Annotated in this window: 14 protein-coding genes; 12 read left to right on the plus strand and 2 right to left on the minus strand. The window is 74.0% G+C overall.

The genetic code is table 11. From position 1 onward, the window contains the following. Positions 1–45: 45 nt before the first annotated feature. Both AB0K92_RS27655 and AB0K92_RS27660 read right to left on the minus strand, forming a co-directional pair. Positions 46–858 (minus strand): aminotransferase class IV family protein, encoded by an 813-nt coding sequence (locus AB0K92_RS27655; protein ID WP_365927211.1) that lies wholly within the window; start codon positions 856–858, stop codon positions 46–48. Between the two features lie 66 nt (positions 859–924). Then, entirely contained in the window at positions 925–1,551 is a 627-nt protein-coding gene (locus AB0K92_RS27660; RefSeq protein ID WP_365927213.1) for a helix-turn-helix domain-containing protein, read from the minus strand. 294 nt (positions 1,552–1,845) lie between these two features. Here AB0K92_RS27660 and AB0K92_RS27665 point away from each other — a divergent pair, with 294 nt between their 5' ends. The 12 genes from AB0K92_RS27665 to AB0K92_RS27720 all read left to right on the plus strand — a co-directional run. After that, positions 1,846–3,255 carry an MFS transporter gene (locus AB0K92_RS27665; RefSeq protein ID WP_365927237.1) on the plus strand — a complete coding sequence of 470 codons (1,410 nt, stop codon included), beginning with the start codon at positions 1,846–1,848 and terminating at the stop codon, positions 3,253–3,255. Positions 3,256–3,498: 243 nt separating this feature from the next. Next, positions 3,499–4,122 (plus strand): ScbR family autoregulator-binding transcription factor, encoded by a 624-nt coding sequence (locus AB0K92_RS27670; protein WP_365927215.1) that lies wholly within the window; start codon positions 3,499–3,501, stop codon positions 4,120–4,122. A gap of 107 nt (positions 4,123–4,229) precedes the next feature. Continuing rightward, positions 4,230–5,441, plus strand: a complete 1,212-nt coding sequence (locus tag AB0K92_RS27675; RefSeq protein WP_365927217.1) for a transposase — start codon at positions 4,230–4,232, stop codon at positions 5,439–5,441. Positions 5,442–5,566: 125 nt separating this feature from the next. After that, positions 5,567–6,760, plus strand: a complete 1,194-nt coding sequence (locus AB0K92_RS27680) for a transposase (protein ID WP_365927219.1) — start codon at positions 5,567–5,569, stop codon at positions 6,758–6,760. A gap of 333 nt (positions 6,761–7,093) precedes the next feature. After that, a complete protein-coding gene (locus tag AB0K92_RS27685) occupies positions 7,094–8,296 on the plus strand; it encodes a 3-deoxy-7-phosphoheptulonate synthase (protein WP_365927221.1) in 1,203 nt (400 codons plus the stop codon). A 282-nt stretch (positions 8,297–8,578) separates the two neighbouring features. Further along, complete coding sequence (locus tag AB0K92_RS27690; protein WP_365927223.1) at positions 8,579–9,238, plus strand: isochorismatase family protein; 660 nt, start codon at positions 8,579–8,581, stop codon at positions 9,236–9,238. Beyond that, positions 9,235–11,145, plus strand: a complete 1,911-nt coding sequence (locus AB0K92_RS27695) for an anthranilate synthase family protein (protein ID WP_365927225.1) — start codon at positions 9,235–9,237, stop codon at positions 11,143–11,145. Before AB0K92_RS27690 ends, AB0K92_RS27695 begins: the two co-directional genes overlap by 4 nt. A 194-nt stretch (positions 11,146–11,339) precedes the next feature. Further along, positions 11,340–12,641 (plus strand): 3-phosphoshikimate 1-carboxyvinyltransferase, encoded by a 1,302-nt coding sequence (gene aroA, locus AB0K92_RS27700; protein ID WP_365927227.1) that lies wholly within the window; start codon positions 11,340–11,342, stop codon positions 12,639–12,641. Then, positions 12,638–13,822 carry a chorismate synthase gene (aroC, locus tag AB0K92_RS27705; RefSeq protein WP_365927229.1) on the plus strand — a complete coding sequence of 395 codons (1,185 nt, stop codon included), beginning with the start codon at positions 12,638–12,640 and terminating at the stop codon, positions 13,820–13,822. The genes aroA and aroC overlap by 4 nt, the downstream gene beginning before the upstream one ends. Then, positions 13,819–14,334: a shikimate kinase gene (locus tag AB0K92_RS27710; RefSeq protein WP_365927231.1), complete on the plus strand. Its 516-nt coding sequence runs from the start codon at positions 13,819–13,821 to the stop codon at positions 14,332–14,334. Before aroC ends, AB0K92_RS27710 begins: the two co-directional genes overlap by 4 nt. Positions 14,335–14,577: 243 nt before the next feature. Then, entirely contained in the window at positions 14,578–15,327 is a 750-nt protein-coding gene (locus AB0K92_RS27715) for an FCD domain-containing protein (protein WP_365927233.1), read from the plus strand. An 88-nt stretch (positions 15,328–15,415) separates the two neighbouring features. Then, positions 15,416–18,268 (plus strand): BREX system ATP-binding domain-containing protein (locus AB0K92_RS27720; RefSeq protein ID WP_365927235.1); only part of this gene is annotated, 2,853 nt, incomplete at its 3' end.

Genomic DNA, 18,268 nt, shown 5'->3' on the forward strand with positions numbered 1-18,268 from the left:
CGGCGCCCCGTCGTGTGCCCCGCTCCCAGGGTGGCGTCGCGCGCCCTACAGGGCGACGAGCGGTTCGGCCTCGTAGGCCCGGTGCAGCAGGGCCAGGAAGTCCGGGGCGTCGGGCAGGTGTGCGGTGCCGATGCGGTGGACCGCGACGCCGGGCGTCCAGGAGTTCATGACGGCCGCGCCCGCCAGGCCGGGCAGGTCCGCGGCCCTGATCTCCCGGTCGCGCTGGGGGACCCCGAGGCGCTCCAGCTGCCGGCGGACGATCCCCATGGTGACTCCGCCGAGCATCTCGGCCACCGGCCACACCACGCAGGAGCCGTCCCAGAAGGCCAGGTTCCAGATCGAGGCCTCGCTCAGCCGGCCCCGGCGGTCGGTGAAGGCGACGTCGTCGTAACCCTGGCCGGCGGCCCGCCGCAGGAAGTAGGTCTTGGCCGGCTCGCCCACGTGTTTCACCCGGGGCAGGAACCGCTCGTGCTCCACCACCGCCAGCGCCAGCGGACCCCGGGGGCCGGTGGCCGGCGGGCCGGTACGGACGAGGAGTTCGGGTTCCTCGTCGGGCGCGGCCACGGTGAACTCGCCGGACGGTGAGTAGACGGTCGCCGTCAGCGAGAGGTCGGCCGGGGCGTCGGCCAGGGCCGCGCGCAGCCAGGACCGCACCCGCTCGTCGGGCAGGGCCCGGCCGAACAGTTCGGCCGAGCCGTGCCGCAGCCGTTGCAGGTGAAGGTCGAGCCCGCGCACCCGGCCGGCGCGCACCTGCATCGCGGTGAAGTGGGCGTATCCGGCGAAGGCGAGCGGGGCCAGGTCGGCGGCGGTGGCCGGTCGTTCGTTGCGCCTGGAGTTCATCGCATGGGTGGTCGTCATACCGTGCCAAACGACCCCGCTCCCGGACGGACACCCGAGGTGCCGGCCGGGCAGCGGGTGTCCCGGTCAGCCTCGCGCGACGACCGGGAAGGTGCGCAGGAGAAGGGGCTCGGCCCGGCTCGGCGCGGCCCGCAGCGCGCGCTGCTCCATCCCGTCGAGCAGGGTTTCCAGCCCCATCTCAAAGTCCTCCTCCGTGGCCCGCAGCGGGGACTGCTCCGGCTTGCCCGCGCCGGGAAGCAGTTGCTGCGACAGGTGCTGGATGCACACGCCCTGGACGTACGACCACACGGCGATCGAGAAGGACCGCGCCAGGTCGGGGTCGTCGGTGAGCCCGGCGAGCGCGTCCACCATCCAGTCGAGGCACGTGGTGTCGGAGAAGTGCCGGGCGGAGCTCGAGGTGACCAGCGCCCAGGGATGGCTGCAGTACACCTCCCAGTCCAGTCGCGCCGCGAGCCGCATCGCCTCCCGCCAGTCCGGCGGCGCGGGTTCGGGGTAGGGGTGCTCGTCGCACGCCGCCTGGGTGATCGCGGTGAGCAGCGCGTCCTTGTTCGCGACATGCCGGTACAGCGACATGACGCCCGAGTCGAGCTCGGCCGCGAGGCGTCGCATCGAGAGCGCGGCGACCCCTTCGGCATCGGCGATGCGCATGGCGGCCGCCACGATCGCGCCGCGCGACAGGCTCGGTGAACTCACTTGCCTGCCTTGTGTCTTGATGGCCATGGGGTAGTATAACCGGCAGCTTGCGTACGACGTACGCACAAAATTCGCGTACGATGTACGCCACCTCTCGCGTACTATGTACGCACCCTGATCGCGTACGACGTACGCTGGGCAATTCGCGTACGCCGTATGCAGCGTTCGAACCTCTTCGCACCTTCTCCTGGAAAGGTTGCCCCCGTGACCTCCCTCGACTTAGTCGCGGAGCGTGCCGACCGGCGGGCCTGGCTCGGCCTCCTGATCGTGCTCGGCCCGGTCGCACTCGTCGCGATGGACGGCTCCGTCCTGTATCTCGCGATGCCGAGCATCACGTCCGCGATCACACCGAGTACCGATCAGGCTCTGTGGATCCTGGACATCTACGGCTTCGTGGTCTCGTCCCTGCTCATCGCCTTCGGCAACCTCGGCGACCGCTACGGCCGGCTCAAGTTCCTGCTGAGCGGCGCGCTGGTGTTCGGTCTCGGCTCGGTCGGCGCGGCGTTCTCCCCGAACCCCGAAGTGCTCATCGCCTGCCGCGCGCTGATGGGTCTCGGCGGCGCGACGCTGCTGCCCTCCGGCCTGGCGATCATCAGCAGCCTCTTCCACAACCCGAGGCAGCGCTCCCAGGCCATCGGCATCTTCGCGGCGACCTTCGCCGCCGGGTTCGCCGTCGGCCCCGTCCTCGGCGGTCTGCTGCTGAGCCGGTTCGACTGGGGTGTCGTCTTCCTCATCAACATCCCCGTCGTGGTGCTGTTCCTCGCCTTCGCGCCGGTGCTGCTGAAGGAGGTGCGCACCACCAACCCCGGCCGGGTGGACGCCCTCAGCGTCGTCCTGTCGGCCGTCGGCATCCTGCTGGTCGTCTACGCGGTCAAGTCGGCCGCGGCGGAGGGCTTCTCGTCGACGCAGGCCGTCACCGGTGTCGTCGGTCTGGCGATCCTGACGTGGTTCGTGCGCCGGCAGCTCACGCTGGAGTACCCGCTCGTCGACCTGCGGCTCTTCAAGGACCACGTGTTCACCGTGGCGATCCTCACCGGCCTGCTGTCGCTGGTCGCGTGGGCGGCCGCCGGATACCTCACCGGCGTGTACCTCCAGTCGGTCCTCGGCTACACCGTGCTGACGGCGGCCCTGCTGGTCCTCCCCGGCGCGGCCGTCCTCACCGCCGCGTGCATCGGGGCCAGCGGCGTGGTCGAGCGGATCGGCATGCGGTCGGCGCTGATCGCCTCGCACTTCTTCATGGGCATCGGCCTGCTGCTTCTGCTGCTGACGACCACCGAGCACGGGGTGGCGGCGTTCATCGCCTCCTCGGTCGTCACCGGCGTCGGCTACGGCTTCTCCTTCAGCCTGGTCGCGGACACCGCCGTCGCGGCGGTGCCGTCCGAGCGGGCCGGGTCGGCGGCCTCGCTCGCCGAGATGAGCAACGAGCTGGGCAACGCGCTGGGCATCTCCCTGCTCGGCTCGCTCGCCGCCCTCTGGTTCCGGCTGACCGGCCCCGACGTGGCGGGCACGCTGAACGAGACGCTGGACAAGCCGGGTCTGACCGCAGGCACGATCGCGGAGGCCAAGGACGCCTTCCTCAACGGTATGCACGTCGCGATCGGCGTGGCGAGCCTGCTCTGCCTGGCCCTGGGCGTGCTCGCCCTGCGCTGGGTGCCGAAGGAGCAGCCGGCGGCGGAGGCCGAGAAGGTCGCGGCCGCGCAGTAACGGCCACACAGCGGCGTGCGGACACTCCCGCCCCGCGGACCGGCCCCCTCTCGCGGGGGCAGGCCCGCGGGGCCGTGTCGTGTCACCGCGACCGTTCGGGCCTCACGCCGATATTCCGAGCCGTACACTTCGTGCGGTGTTAAAGTACCGGATCACCGTTCGGTTTTGGCCATGAAGAAGTGGAACCCGGGTCCGGGTCAGGGGCGTTGCGGGAGGCGCTGCGTGGGGAGGCAGGAACGGGCGGTGCACACCCGGAGGTTGATCCTGGAGGCAGCCGCCGAGCTGTTCAACGAGTACGGGTACGACGCCACCACCATCGGCGGCATCATCGAGCGCACCCGGCTCACTCGCGGCGGCCTCTACTTCCACTTCGCCTCGAAGGAACAGCTGGCGCGGGCCGTCCTCGACGAGGCGGCGGCGCTGGACCGGGTGCCGGCGCAGGCCCTGAAGCTGCAGGAATGGGTGGACCTGGCGCTGCTGCTCGCCGTCCGGCTGCCCGAGGACCCGCTGCTCGGGGCGGCCGTCCGGCTGTCGGTGGACCTCAGGGCGCGCCGGCTGCTCGGCAGCCGGTGGCCCCAGTGGGTGGGCGCGGGCGAGTCGCTGCTGGTCGAGGCCAAGGAGCGGGGTGAACTGCTCGACCATGTCGAACCGCCGGAGGTGGCACGGCTGCTGGCCGGGGCCTGGACGGGCATCCATCTGATCACCGAGACGCTGCCCGACGGCGGCCTGCCCCAGGAGATCTCCTCGTTCCTCGAGCTGATCCTCCCCAACGTCGCGCACTCGGGCGTGCTGGCGAAGCTGGACACCTCTCCGCACCGCGCCGCGGCCCTGTCCTCCGGGCGCACCGCCGCCCGGCTGTCGCCCTGAGAGTGGCCGGTCTGCCGTCAAGTGGCGCAAACATGTCGTTGCCCGGGCGGCTCCCCTTATAAAGAAACAGGACGTCGGTCCTGTTTCTCTGACTCGGGGGGGCGGTCTTGGAGAGATTCGGCGAGCACGGGGACGCGGCGGGCGCGTGCCCGGCGGCGGCTCTGGACGCGGAGGCCTGCCGGCAGCTGTTCGGGTCACTGCATCGCAACGGGCAGCGGCTGAAGGCCGAGCAGTACGTGCGCGGGCTGCTGTCCGTGCCGGGACGCAAGACGCTGCGGAACCTCGCGGCGCGGTTCGACGGTGCGGCGGCGCAGCAGAGCGTGCACCACTTCATCACCACCTCGCCCTGGGACTGGCTGCCGGTCCGGCACGCCCTGGCCCGGCAGACCCAGCGGACCCTGGCCCCGGAGGCGTGGGTGATCGGCACCACGCTGATCCCCAAGGCCGGTCCGTACTCCGTCGGCACCGACCCGCAGTCCACCGCGCTGGGCACCGTCAACGGCCAGCAGGCCGTGGGGACCTGGCTGGCGTCGGAGCGCACGGCGGTGCCCGTCGACTGGCAGCTGCGCCTGTCCGACCGCTGGCTGGCCGACCCGCTCCGGCGGCGGGCCGGTGTCCCCGGGGACGCCGCGCTGGGCACGGTCGAGGAGTGCGTACGGCGGGCCGTGACCGGGCTGCTGGACATCGCGGGGATGACCCGGTTGCCGGTGGTGGTGGACGTCGCGGAGCTGGACGGCGTGTCGGTCGCGCGCTTCCTGCTGTCCACCGGCCTGCCGTTCGTGGTGCGCACGAGCCCGACGGCACCGGCCCGCATCGACCGCTCGGAGCTGCCCAGTTACGGCAATCTGCTGCGCAGCGCGGGGGAACTGGCCGAGTCCCTGCCGCAGTTGCGGCAGCGCGCGAACCCCGGCGACGGCTGCACGACCGCCATGGCGGTGCCCGTGCTGATGTCACGCTCCCCACGGGACGCGATGACCCTGCTGGTGGAGTGGCGTCCCGGCCGGCGCGTCGACCGCAGGCTGTGGCTGACCAACCTCGACGCCTCCCGTCTCGTACCGGCGTTACGGCTCACCCGGCTGCCCGGCGTGGTCGCCCGGGTCTTCGCCGAGGTCTCCGACGACGTCGGCCTGCGGGACTTCGCGGGGCGGTCGTTCCCCGGCTGGCACCGGCACATCACGCTGGCCTCCGTCGCCCATCTGGTGGCCGCCTGGGCGCGCGAGGACGCGGAGCGGCCCGCCGAGCGCCAGGGCGGCGGGCCCGCCGTGCCGGATTCCGGAAGGATGTCACCCGGTCAACGGGACTACCATCCGGTAACTTGACACTCTCGCCCGGTCGGTCATGACTCACGCACCCCACAGCCCCTTACCCTCTGTGCGGGCTCCACCGAGCACCCCCCTGCGATCACGTGCCACAGCACGGGTAGGACCGGTAATTTAGGAGTTTCATGCTCAGCCTCGACCTGCGCCCCACGACCGCACAACGAGGGACACCCCCCACCCCCCTTCCACCCGGCTCCCATGACGCAGTCCTCACCGAGATCTCCTCGGTCCTCTTCGCCTCGCTCTCCAGAAGCGACCAGTGCAGAAAGGCCATGCAGTACCTCCGCGGTCTGCTGGAGACACAGGGACGGAAGTCCATACGCAACATCGCGGCGCTGCTCGGCGAACAGGTCTCGGAACAGAACCTCCACCACTTCATCTCGTCCTCGACCTGGGACTGGAAGCCCGTCCGCCAGGCGCTCGCCCGCCACTGGATCAATGTCGCCCCGCCGCGGGCCTGGGTGGTCCAGCCGGTCATCATCCCCAAGACCGGACGGCACTCGGTGGGCGTGGACAAGCACTTCTTCCCCACCCTGGGCCAGGTCCTCAACGCCCAGCGCGCGATCGGCGTGTGGGCCGCGTCGGACCACATGAGCGCCCCGGTCAACTGGCGCCTCCACCTGCCGCGGACCTGGCTCCAGGACGAGCTGCGCCGCAGCCAGGTGGCCATCCCCGACGGGGTGCCCGCGGAGACGATGAGCGAATGCGTGGTCCAGGCCTGCCAGGACGCGGTGACGCGCTGGCGGCTGCCGGTGCGGCCGCTGGTGCTCGACTCGTGCGAGGTGCACGCCGTCCCCATCTTCGAGCGGCTGCACGCCGCGGGCCTGCCCCTGCTGGTGAGCGTCTGTGAGGACCAGCCGCTCACCGTGGCGGACCCGGCCGTGCCCGGCTCCGGCCGGGAGCCGCTGACCGCCGAACAGATCATGATCACGGCCAGGGGTCTGCGCCGGCCCGTGGTGGCCGGGGGCCACGCTCCGGGCACCGCGCCCCGGACCCACTGGGCCGCCACGGTACGCGTCGGGCTGCCGAACCAGCCGCGACCGGACTCCGGGCCGGGCGAGGTGATGCTCCTCGGCGTCGGCGACGAGAACGGGCACTGGCCCGCCAAGCTGTGGCTGACCAACCTCCGCACCACGGCGCCCGCCTCCCTGGTGCGGCTGAGCAAACTGGCCGACCGCGTCGACCGGGACTTCGCGGAGATCGCCGACCGGGTGGGCATCCGGGACTACTCCGGGCGTTCCTTCGGCGGCTGGCACCGCCATGTGACCCTGGCCTCCGCCGCGCACGCGGTCGTCGCCCTCGCCCGCAACGCTCGGTGACCCCAGCCTGAGCATCCGTTCCGCCGGTCCTTTCGCGTGTTCCCCCGCATACTCGCGAGTACCGGGAACTTCACGGGAATTCGACCGGCACGCTGCGGCCGGCCTACGGCACGGTGCGCGCCGACCTGACAGATCGACGATCACTTGACGGATTCCGCGTCACCTGACGGACTACCGCCCACGTTGTTGGTGACGCCGCGGATTTCATCGGACGATCGGTGGCGCCCGGGGAATTCCGGCTTTCGGTCCGCTCTCCCGGCCCCCTTCCCCGGCTTTCTTCTTCCCTCTCTTGCGTCCCGTGTCGCCTACGCCTCATCGCGATTGGAGAAACCAGTGGACAACGCTCTGCTCGATATTCGTTATGAACAGGCGTTGCAGCAGCCACCGTGGGAGGACGAGGAGCAGTTGCTGCGGGTGCGCAAGGAACTCGCCGCGCGGCCCCCGCTCGTCGGCGCCGAGGACGTGCGCACCCTGCACTCCATGCTGGCCCGGGTGGCCGCGGGCGAGGCCCACGTGGTGCAGGCGGGCGACTGCGCCGAGGACACCGCCGAGTGCACCCCCGGCTATGTCGCGCGCAAGGCGGGCCTGCTGAACCTGCTCGCCGGGTCACTGGAGATGGACACCTGCCTGCCGGTGGTCCGCGTCGGCCGGCTGGCCGGCCAGTTCGGCAAACCCCGGTCGCGCCCGACCGAGCGGGTCGGCGACCGGGAACTGCCGGTCTACCGCGGCCACATGGTCAACAGCCCGGAGCCCGACCCCGAGGCGCGCCGCCCCGACCCGCAGCGGCTGCTGTCCGGCTACGAGGCGGCCCGCGACGCCATGGGGTACCTCGGCTGGCTCGGCGCCCCCGGCACGGCCCGCATCGGCGCTCCCGTATGGACCAGCCACGAGGCGCTGCTGCTGGACTACGAGGTGCCGATGCTGCGCCGGCAGGAGGACGGGCGGCTGCTGCTCACCTCCACGCACTGGCCCTGGATCGGCGAGCGGACCCGGCAGCTCGACGGCGCCCACGTCGCCCTGCTCGCCGAGGTCGTCAACCCGGTGGCGTGCAAGGTCGGCCCCGGTATGACGGTGGACGAACTGCTGGCCCTGTGCGAGCGGCTCGACCCCCGTCGCGAGCCCGGCAGGCTCACCCTCATCTCCCGGATGGGCGCGGGGACGGTCGCCGAGCGACTGCCCTCGCTGGTGGCCGCCGTACGCGCCGCCGGACACCCGGTGATCTGGCTGACCGACCCCATGCACGGCAACACGGTCAGCACACCCGACGGCCTCAAGTCCCGTTACGTCGAGACGGTCACGCGCGAGGTGGACGAGTTCCAGCACGCGGTCGCCGCGGCGGGCGGTGTCGCGGGCGGACTCCACCTGGAAACCACCCCCGACGACGTCACCGAGTGCGTCCGCGACGCCTCCGAGGTCGCTCTCGTCGGCGAGCGCTACACGAGCTTCTGCGACCCGCGGCTCAACCCGGCCCAGGCCCTGTCCGTGGTCTCGGCCTGGTGGCTGACCGGCCGCGGCACCCAGCCGGCCGCCGCGTAGTCCCGTACGGCCGCGCGGGGCCGCAGCCCGGACCGTACGCCGACGCCGACGTACGCCGACCTCCGAGCCGTACGCCGACCTCCGAGCCGTACACCGCGCCCCGGACCGTACGCGGACGCCCGAGCCGTACGCCGTCGCCCGAGTCGCACGGTCGTCGCGCCGACCACCGCCGCGGCCGTGCGGCCCCGGCCCTCGGACTCCGGTCCCCGGTCCCGGCCCCCGCCGGCCACCCCACAGCCCTTCGCCCTGGGCCCACGGCCCCTGCCCGAGGAGAGGAAAGACATGGCGGGCATACCCCCCATCGAGTCGTATCCGCTGCCGTCGGCGGACGACCTGCCCCGCAACACCGCCCAGTGGTCCGCCGACCCGGACCGCGCGGTGCTGCTCGTCCACGACATGCAGCGCTACTTCCTGCGCCCGTTCCCCGCGTCCCTGCGCGACCCCCTGGTGAGCAACGCCGCGCTGCTGCGCGAACGCGCCGTCGCGGCGGGCGTGCCGGTCGCGTACACCGCGCAGCCCGGCGGCATGACCGAGGAACAGCGCGGTCTGCTCAAGGACTTCTGGGGTCCCGGCATGCGCGTCGACCCCGCGGACCGCGAGGTGGTCGAGCCGCTGGCGCCGGGCCCGGACGACCGCGTCTTCACCAAGTGGCGCTACAGCGCCTTCTTCCGCTCCGGGCTGCTGGACTGGATGCGCGAACTGGGCCGCGACCAGCTCATCGTGTGCGGGGTGTACGCGCACGTCGGTGTGCTGATGACCGCCGTCGAGGCCTTCACCCACGACATCCGTCCGTTCCTCGTCGCGGACGCGGTCGGGGACTTCTCCGCCGAGTACCACCGGCTGGCCGTCGATTACGCCGCCCAGCGCTGCGCCGTCGTCACCACCACCGGCACGGTCCTCACCCAGCTCGGCACCCGCACGACGGCGGGAGCGGCCGCATGACCGCGCCCGCCGACCTCCTCGCCCGGGTGCTCGCCCCGCACCCGCCCGCCTTCGCCCTGCTGTACCGCCCGGAGACCGCCGGCCGCGACACCGTGGACGTCCTGCTCGGCGACATCTCCACCCCGCGGACCCTGGCCGAACTGCCGCTCCTCGAGCACCCGCAGCCCGCCGTCGGCCCCCGGCACGAGCTGCTGACCCTCATCCCTTACCGGCAGATCACCGAACGCGGCTTCGCCGCCCCCGACGACGGCGAACCGCTGATCGCGATGACCGTCACCGACCAGGCCCCGCTCCCCCTCGACGAGGTGCTGCGCCGGCTCCCGGACACGCCGATCGAGCTGACCGGCGGCCACTTCGACGTGGACGACGACACCTACGCCGAAACGGTCCGCCGGGTCATCGCCGACGAGATCGGCACCGGCGAGGGCGCCAACTTCGTCGTCAAGCGCTCCTTCGTCGCCGACATCACCGGCTACACCCCGCACAGCGCGCTGTCGTTCTTCCGCCGGCTGCTGCGCGGCGAGTCCGGCGCCTACTGGACGTTCGTCGTCCACACCGGCGACCGGACCTTCGTCGGGGCGACCCCCGAGCGGCACGTCAGCCTCTCGGACGGCACCGCCGTGATGAACCCGATCAGCGGCACCTACCGTTATCCGCCCACGGGCCCCGCCCTGCCCGAGGTGCTGGACTTCCTCGCCGACCGCAAGGAAGCCGACGAGCTGTACATGGTCGTCGACGAGGAGCTGAAGATGATGGCCCGGATCTGCGACTCCGGCGGCCGGGTCGTGGGGCCGTATCTGAAGGAGATGGCCCGGCTCGCGCACACCGAGTACTTCATCGAGGGCCGCAGCACCCGCGATCCGCGCGAGATCCTGCGCGAGTCGATGTTCGCGCCGACGGTCACCGGCAGCCCGCTGGAGAGCGCCTGCCGGGTCATCAGCCGCTACGAGCCGGAGGGCCGCGGCTACTACAGCGGCGTCGTCGCCCTCATGGGCCGGGACGCGCGGGGCGGCCATGCCCTGGACTCGTCCATCCTCATCCGCACCGCCGACATCGACGCCGCGGGCCGGGTGCGGATCGGCGTGGGCGCCACCCTCGTCCGCCACTCCCGGCCGGAGTCCGAGGTGGCCGAGACCCGGGCGAAGGCGGCCGGACTGCTCGCCGCGCTCCAGACCGGCGCCCCGGCGGACCGGACGCCCTCCGCCGCCGTGCGCTTCGGCGACCACCCGGACGTCCGGGCCGCGCTGGAGCGGCGCAACACCTCGCTGGCCGACTTCTGGCTGGCCGGGGACAGCGACCGGACCCGCACCGTCCCGGATCTGCCGGTCAGCCGGGTGCTGGTGGTGGACGCCGAGGACACCTTCACCTCGATGATCGACCACCAGCTCCGCTCGCTGGGCCTCGACGTGACGGTCCGCCGCTTCGACGAGCCGTACTCCTTCGACGGCCACGACCTCGTCGTCATGGGCCCGGGGCCCGGCGACCCGCGCGACACCGGCCACCCCAAGATCGCCCATCTGCGCTCGGCGATCGACACCCTGCTCGCCGAGCGGCGGCCGTTCCTCGCCGTCTGCCTCAGCCACCAGGTGCTGAGCATGCGGCTCGGCCTCCCCCTGGTCCGGCGGGACGTGCCCAACCAGGGCGTGCAGCACGAGATCGACCTGTTCGGCTCCCGTGAACGGGTCGGCTTCTACAACACGTTCGCCGCGCGCAGCGCCGAGGACAAGGCCGACTGCCCGGGCGTGGGCGTGGTGGAGGTGAGCCGCGACCCGGGGACCGGTGAGGTGCACGCCCTGCGCGGTCCGCACTTCGCCTCGATGCAGTTCCACGCCGAGTCGGTGCTCACCCAGGACGGCGTGCGCATCGTCGGCACCCTGATGAACGAGGTGCTGGGCGCCCGGCTGTGAACCACGCGGGCCGGCCGGCCACCGCGCCGGCCGGCCCGCGGGCGACGTCACCCGCCACCGCCCCGGATGCTCACCGGCACTTCACCCGGCACGTCACCCGACCCCCGTCGTCCCACCCGACGTCCCACCCGACGTCCCGGCCGACATCCCTACCGACATCCCACCGACAGTTCGCCTGATAGGACGACCTGCCCATGCCCCCGGACGCCCCGCTCCCCCGCACCGCCCGCATTCCCGGATCCAAGAGCCTGACGAACCGCGCGCTGCTGCTCGCCGCGGCGGCGCCCGGCACCAGCCGCCTGTGGGCGCCCCTGGTCAGTGACGACACCCTGGCCTTCCGCACCGCGCTCACCGACCTCGGCCTCACCGTGGACGCCGGTCCGGAGGACGCCTACTGGGACGTCACGGGCACCGGCCGGGGCCCGGCCGGGCAGGCGGCGGCGCGCGTCTGGTGCGCCGACGCCGGTACGGCGGCCCGCTTCCTGCCGCCGTTCGCCGCCACCGGCGACGGCACGTTCCGCTTCGACGGCTCCGCGCAGCTGCGCGCCCGGCCGCTGCGGCCCCTGCTGGACGCCCTCGGCGAGCTCGGCGCCACCGTACGGGCGGCGGAGGAGGGCCGGGCGGTGCCGGACGCCCTGCCGTTCGAGGTGACCGCGGCCGGGCTGGACGGCGGCCGCATCGTCGTCGATTCCGCCATGAGCAGCCAGTATCTGTCCGGACTGCTGATGGCGGCCCCGCTGATGCGGCAGGGCCTGGAGGCCGACGCCCGCTCGCTGGTCAGCCGCCCGTACGTCGACATGACCCTGGCGCTGATGCGCCGTTACGGCGCGCAGGTCGAGGCCTCGGCGGACCGCATCCGCGTCCTCCCCGGCCGCTACCGCCCCACGGACCTGGCCATCGAGCCGGACGCGTCCACCGCCTCGTACTTCTTCGCGGCCGCCGCGGTCACCGGGCGCGCCGTCACCGTGCCGGGTCTCGGCACCGGCAGCCTCCAGGGCGATCTGCGCTTCGTGGACGTGCTGGCGAAGACCGGGGCGCGGGTGAGTATCGGGGCCGGCGCCACGACTGTGAGCGGCGGCGGGCCGCTGCGCGGCGGTTTCGACGTCGACATGGGCGAGATCTCGGACACCTTCATGACGCTGGCGGCGATCGCGCCCCTCGCCGACGCCCCGGTGACCATCCGCGGCATCGGCCACGCCCGGCTGAAGGAGTCGGACCGGATCGAGGCCATGGCGGCCAATCTGCGCGTCTGCGGCATCCGGGTCGAGGAGGGGGCCGACCGGATCACCGTCCACCCCGGCCGTCCGGCCCCGGCCCGGATCGCCTGCCGCCGCGACCACCGGATCGCCATGTCCTTCTCGGTCCTCGCCCTCGGCTCCGGCGTCCCGCTGGAGCTGGACGACCCGGGCTGTGTGGCCAAGACGTTCCCCGGGTTCCACGCCGAGTTCCGGCGGCTGTTTCCCGAGTTCACCGCGAGCAGTGAGGAGCACCGTTGAGCAGGTTGCGGTGGCTGACCGCAGGAGAGTCCCACGGCCCGGCGCTGGTGGCGGTCCTGGAGGGCCTGCCGGCCGGTGTGCCGGTCACCACGGAGATGGTGGCGGATCACCTGGCGCGGCGGCGGCTCGGCTATGGGCGCGGTGCGCGGATGAAGTTCGAGCGGGACGAGGTCACCTTCCTCGGTGGCGTGCGGCACGGCCTGACGCTGGGCTCGCCGGTGGCGATCATGGTCGGCAACACCGAGTGGCCGAAGTGGGAGCAGGTCATGGCGGCCGATCCGGTCGACCCGGAGGTGCTGGCGGGGCTGGCGCGCAACGCGCCGCTGACCCGGCCGCGACCCGGCCACGCGGATCTGGCGGGCATGCAGAAGTACGGCTTCGAGGAGGCGCGGCCGATCCTGGAGCGGGCCTCGGCGCGGGAGACCGCGGCGCGGGTGGCGCTGGGCGCGGTGGCGCGGTCGTACCTGAAGGAGACGACCGGGATCGAGATCGTCTCGCACGTGGTGGAACTGGCCTCCGCCAAGGCGCCGTACGGGGTGTACCCGACGCCCGCGGACGTGGAGCGGCTGGACGCGGACCCGGTGCGGTGCCTGGACGCGGACGCGTCGAAGGCGATGGTCGCGGAGATCGATCAGGCCCACAAGGACGGCGACACCCTCGGCGGTGTGGTGGAGGTGCTGGCGTACGGCGTGCCGGTCGGCCTGGGCTCGCACGTGCACTGGGACCGGCGTCTGGACGCGCGCCTGGCCGCCGCCCTGATGGGCATTCAGGCGATCAAGGGCGTGGAGGTCGGCGACGGTTTCGAGCTGGCGCGGGTGCCCGGCTCGAAGGCGCACGACGAGATCGTCGGCACCCCGGAGGGCATCCGGCGCGTCTCCGGGCGGGCCGGCGGCACCGAGGGCGGCCTGAGCACGGGCGAGCTGCTGCGGGTGCGCGCGGCGATGAAGCCGATCGCGACCGTCCCGCGCGCGCTGAAGACGGTGGACATCTCCACCGGCGAGGCCGCCCAGGCCCACCACCAGCGCTCCGACGTCTGCGCCGTGCCGGCCGCCGGCATCGTCGCGGAGGCGATGGTCGCGCTGGTGCTGGCGGACGCGGTGGCGGAGAAGTTCGGCGGTGACAGCGTCTCCGAGACCCGCCGCAACGTCACCGCCTACCTCGACCGTCTCCCGGTCCGATGACGGGGCCGCTGGTCGTCCTCGTCGGTCCGATGGGCGTGGGCAAATCCACCGTCGGGCGGCTTCTCGCCGAGCGGCTCGGGGTGGGCTACCGGGACACCGACGACGACATCGTCGCCGAGCAGGGACGCGCCATCGCCGACATCTTCGCCACCGAGGGCGAACCTCACTTCCGCGCCCTCGAGAAGCAGGCCGTACGCCGGGCGCTCGCCGGGCACGACGGCGTCCTGGCGCTCGGCGGCGGCGCGGTCCTCGACCCGGACACGCGCGCGCTGCTCGCCGGGCAGCGGGTGGTGTACCTGACGATGGAAGCCGGGGAAGCGGCCCGGCGCATCGGCCTCGACACCACCCGGCCCCTGCTCGCGGTCGACCCGCAGGAGCGGTGGCGGGCGCTGGCCGAGTCCCGCCGGCCCCTCTACACCGAGGTCGCCCGCGCGATGATCGCCACGGACGGCCGCACTCCCGCCGAGGTCGCGCGAGCCGTCCTCGACGCGCTGGAGCTTAAGCACGCATGACGGCGGTACGGCGAGGCGAGCGCCGCCGCGCGTGCCGCCGCATGACGGCGGTACGGCGAGGCGAGCGCCGTCGCGCGTGCCGCCGCATGACGGCGGTACGGCGAGGCGAGCGCCGCCGCGCGTGCCGTTCATGGCGCGTTCATCAACCCCCTTGGCCGGAGCCGAACTTGTGGTGTCCGACAACCGTTGACTAGCCTGACGTCAGTTGTCAGACAACCAAGGATTCCACGAGGGGGCTGCCCTATGCCTCTGCGCCCGATCGCCCGGTCCTCGACGGCCCGTGAGGTCATCGCGCTGCTCCACAAGGAGCTGGCCGACGGCACCTGGCCCATCGGTTCCCGCATCCCGTCGGAGACGGAACTGGCGGCCGAGCTGGGCGTGAGCCGGCCCACCATCCGGGAGGCCGTCAGCGCGCTGGTGCACACCGGGATGCTGCGGGCGCAGCGCGGCAAGGGCGTCTTCGTGCGGTCGGTGTCCGACCCGGCGCCCATGCTGCAGAGCATCGAACTCGCCGACGTCCGCGACGTGTTCGAGGTCCAGCTCTGCTTCGACGTACAGGCGGCCCACTCGGCGGCCCGGCGCCGCACGCCGCAGGACATGGCGCGGCTGTGGGAGCTGCTCCGGGCGCGGCGGGAGGCGGCCGGGCGGGACGACGCGGAGTTCGGCCGGCGGGACGCCGCGCTGCACCTGGCCGTCGTGGAGGCGGCGCACAACGTCACCCTCGCCGAGTGCTACCGGTTCTTCGTCGGGCGGCTGCAGGAGAGCCTGGATCTGTTCGCGGGTGAGGACACGTACCTGGAGTGCGGCATCGAGGCCCACGAAGCGCTCGTCCAGGCCATCGAGGACCAGGATTCCGAGGCCGCCGCCGCGGCGGCGCGGCATGTCGTCCAGACGAGTCTGCACGCCCTGGAAGGACTGCTGGCGGTGCGCGCCGGCCGGCCGGGGCCGGCGGTGGACCCCCGTGGCCGGGACCGGGCGCGGCCCGGTGGCTGACCACGCGCACGGCGGCAGCGGCGGCAGCCGCGGTCGCGGCGGCGACGGCGGGCACGTGTGAGGCGGCGAGACAGGGAGGAAGCGCTCCATGCCGGCACCTGGGGACCAGCGACTCGTCGGGCGTGAGCGGGAACGGGCGGCCGTGCGCCGCGCGCTGGACAGGGCGGCGGCGGGCAGCGGTGCCCTGCTGGTGTTCCACGGGCCGTCCGGGTCGGGCAAGTCCCTGCTCCTGAGCGCCGCCGCCGAACAGGCCGCGGGGCGCGGGATGACCGTGGCGACGGCCCGGCTCGCCCGGCTCGACCAGCATTCCGCGATGGCCCCGCTGCTCACCGCGCTGAGCGCCGGGCCGCGTCCCGTGGTCAGTGCCGTGCAGGCGGAGTCGCTGGCCGCGTTCGCCGACCGGCCGACGCACTGGAGCCGGCTGATCGGGCTGCTGCACCGGTTGATCGAGCGGCGCGCGGCCGACCGCCCGCTGGTGATCGTCCTGGACGATCTGCAGTGGGCGGACCAGCTGACCCTCGCCGCGCTGGAGACCCTGCTGCCCCGCCTCGCCGGGCTGCCCGTGCTGTGGCTGGCCGCCTACGCCGACTTTCCCGTCGTACGGCCCACCCGGGACGCGCTGGACCGGCTGCTGGCCGCGCACGGCGAGGTGGTGACGCTGTCCGCGCTGGACGAGTCGGCGGCCGGGGAGCTGGCGGCCGGGCTGCTGGGCGCGGCGCGGCCCGAGGACGTCCGGCGCGTGGTGGCCTCGGCGGGCGGCAACCCGTCCCTCATCGAGCGCCTGGTCCACCTGCTGCGGGAGGAGGGACGGATCCGGGCCGAGGACGGCGTGGTGCGGGTGCTGGGCGGGCATCCGCCCGCCGATCTGACGCGGGCGACCGCGCCGGTGCTGTCCGGGATCTCCCAGCAGACGCGGGAGCTGTTACAGGTCGGCGCGGTGCTGGGGCGGCGGTTCTCGCTGCCGGACGCCGCGGCGCTGACCGGCCGGTCGACGATGGAGCTGGCGACGGCCGCGCAGGAGGCCGCGGCGGCGGGCCTGCTCGCGGACGACGGCACCGCGTTCCGCTTCCGCGCCCCGCTGGTCCACCGGGCGCTGCACGACAGTCTGCTCGGCCCGGTGCGGCGCGCGCTGCACGCGGAGGCGGCGCGGCTGTGCGCGGCGGAGGACCGGCCCTGCCCGCGGAGCGTCGGGCATCTGATCCTCTCCGGCACGCCGGAGGACCTGGAGCAGGGCGTGGCCCAGCTGGAGTGGCTGCTGCGGCACGAGGACGCGGTGCCGTCCCGCGAGCGGGCGGACCTGCCGCGGGCGCTGGTGGCCCAGCTGCGCCGGTACGAGCCGGTCGCGGCCGGGCCGGTGAAGACGGCCGTACGGCTGCTGCTGGCCACCGGGCGGACCGGCGCGGCGCAGCGGCTGCTCGACGCGGCGCTCGCCGCGGCGGGCTGGGAGACCGACGCGGAGGCCGTGGCGTTCGCGGAGCTGGTGGAGGTGCTGCTGCGCCTGGGCCACTTCCACGACGCGCTGCGGCATCTGCGGCGGGTGGCGAAGGACAGCCCTCCGCCCGCCCGCCGGCAGGCCTGGTTCGCGCTGCTGGAGTCCCGCTGCCTGCTGGCGTACTCCGGGGACGACACCGCCCGCGCCGCCGCCCTGGCCCGCGCCGCCGTCGACACCGCCCGGCGGAGCGGGGACGGGGCCTCCGTGACCCTGGGCACGGCGCTGCTCGCGCTGTGCGCCCAGCGCGCCGGCGACGTCGCGGAGGCGCTGCGGCTGGCGGAGGAGGCGGTCGCGGCCGGGACGCAGGGCACGGAGCGCAGCTTCGGCTGGGAGCGGGCGGTGCCGGCGCTGATCATCAGCGCGGCGGGGCGCCCGCTGGACGCCGCCGAGGTGCTGAAGGCGTGGCGGGACGACACCGGTGAGCAGGGCTGGGTGTGGGCGGCTCCGCGCTGGCATCTCGCGCGGGCCGTGCAGCTGTGGCACTGCGGGCGGCTGGAGGACGCCGAGCAGGAGGCGGGGGCCGGTCTGGAGGCCTGCGAGCGGTTCGCGGACGCCGGCACGCGGGCGGCGCTGCGCGCCCTGCTGGTGGTGGTGGCGACCGTGCGCGGTGACCTGGAGCGGGCCGCCGCGCACCTGGATCCGCCCACGGGCACGCCGCCCGGTCCGTTCGGCGGGCTCTGCGCGTTCGCGGCCGCGCTGCATCTCGACGCGGCGGGCGACCCGGAGGCGGCCGTACGGCGGCTGGCGGACGTGTGGGACGACCCGGGGCGGCACACCTGGTTCCTGGCCGCCGATCCGCTGGCGCTGCCGCTGCTGGTGCGGATCGCGCTGCGGGCCGGCGCCCACGAGCAGGCCGCGGAGGCCGCCGACCTGGCCCGCCGCCTCGCCCGGCGCAACCCCGCCGTCGCCCCGCTCACCGGGGCCGCGCTGCACGCCCAGGGTCTGTACCGGGGGCTCGCCGCGCCGCTGCACCGGGCGGTGCGGGCGTTCCGCGGCGGGTCCCACCCGCTGGCGCTGGCCTCCGCGCTGGAGGACGCGGCCGACGCCACCCGCGCCCAGGGCGAGCCGCTGCGCGCGGCGGAGATGCTGCAGGAGGCGCAGCGCATCTACGTGGCCGCCGGGGCGGGCCTGGGCGCCGAGCGCGTGCGGCACCGTACGCGGCCGGCGCGCGGCGGGATCGTCCGGGACGTCCCCGGCGGGGACCGGCGGACCCTCGATGACGGCCGGGACGCGCCCGCGGGCCGCGCGCCGGGGCCCGGCAGCGGCAGACCGGCGCCCGGTGGCCGCGGGCCGGGGCCGGGAAGCGGCAGACCGGGGCCCGGTGGCGGCCGGGGAGCACCCGGCGGGGACCGGGGAGCGCCCGGCGGGGGCCTGGGAGCGCCCGGAGCCGGTGGCGGCCTGGCGGCTCGCGGACCGGGTGCCGGTCTGCCGCTGCCGGGCCCCGGCGCG

Source organism: Streptomyces sp. NPDC052687 (assembly GCF_040678395.1).
In the GTDB taxonomy this organism is placed as follows: Bacteria; Actinomycetota; Actinomycetes; order Streptomycetales; family Streptomycetaceae; genus Streptomyces.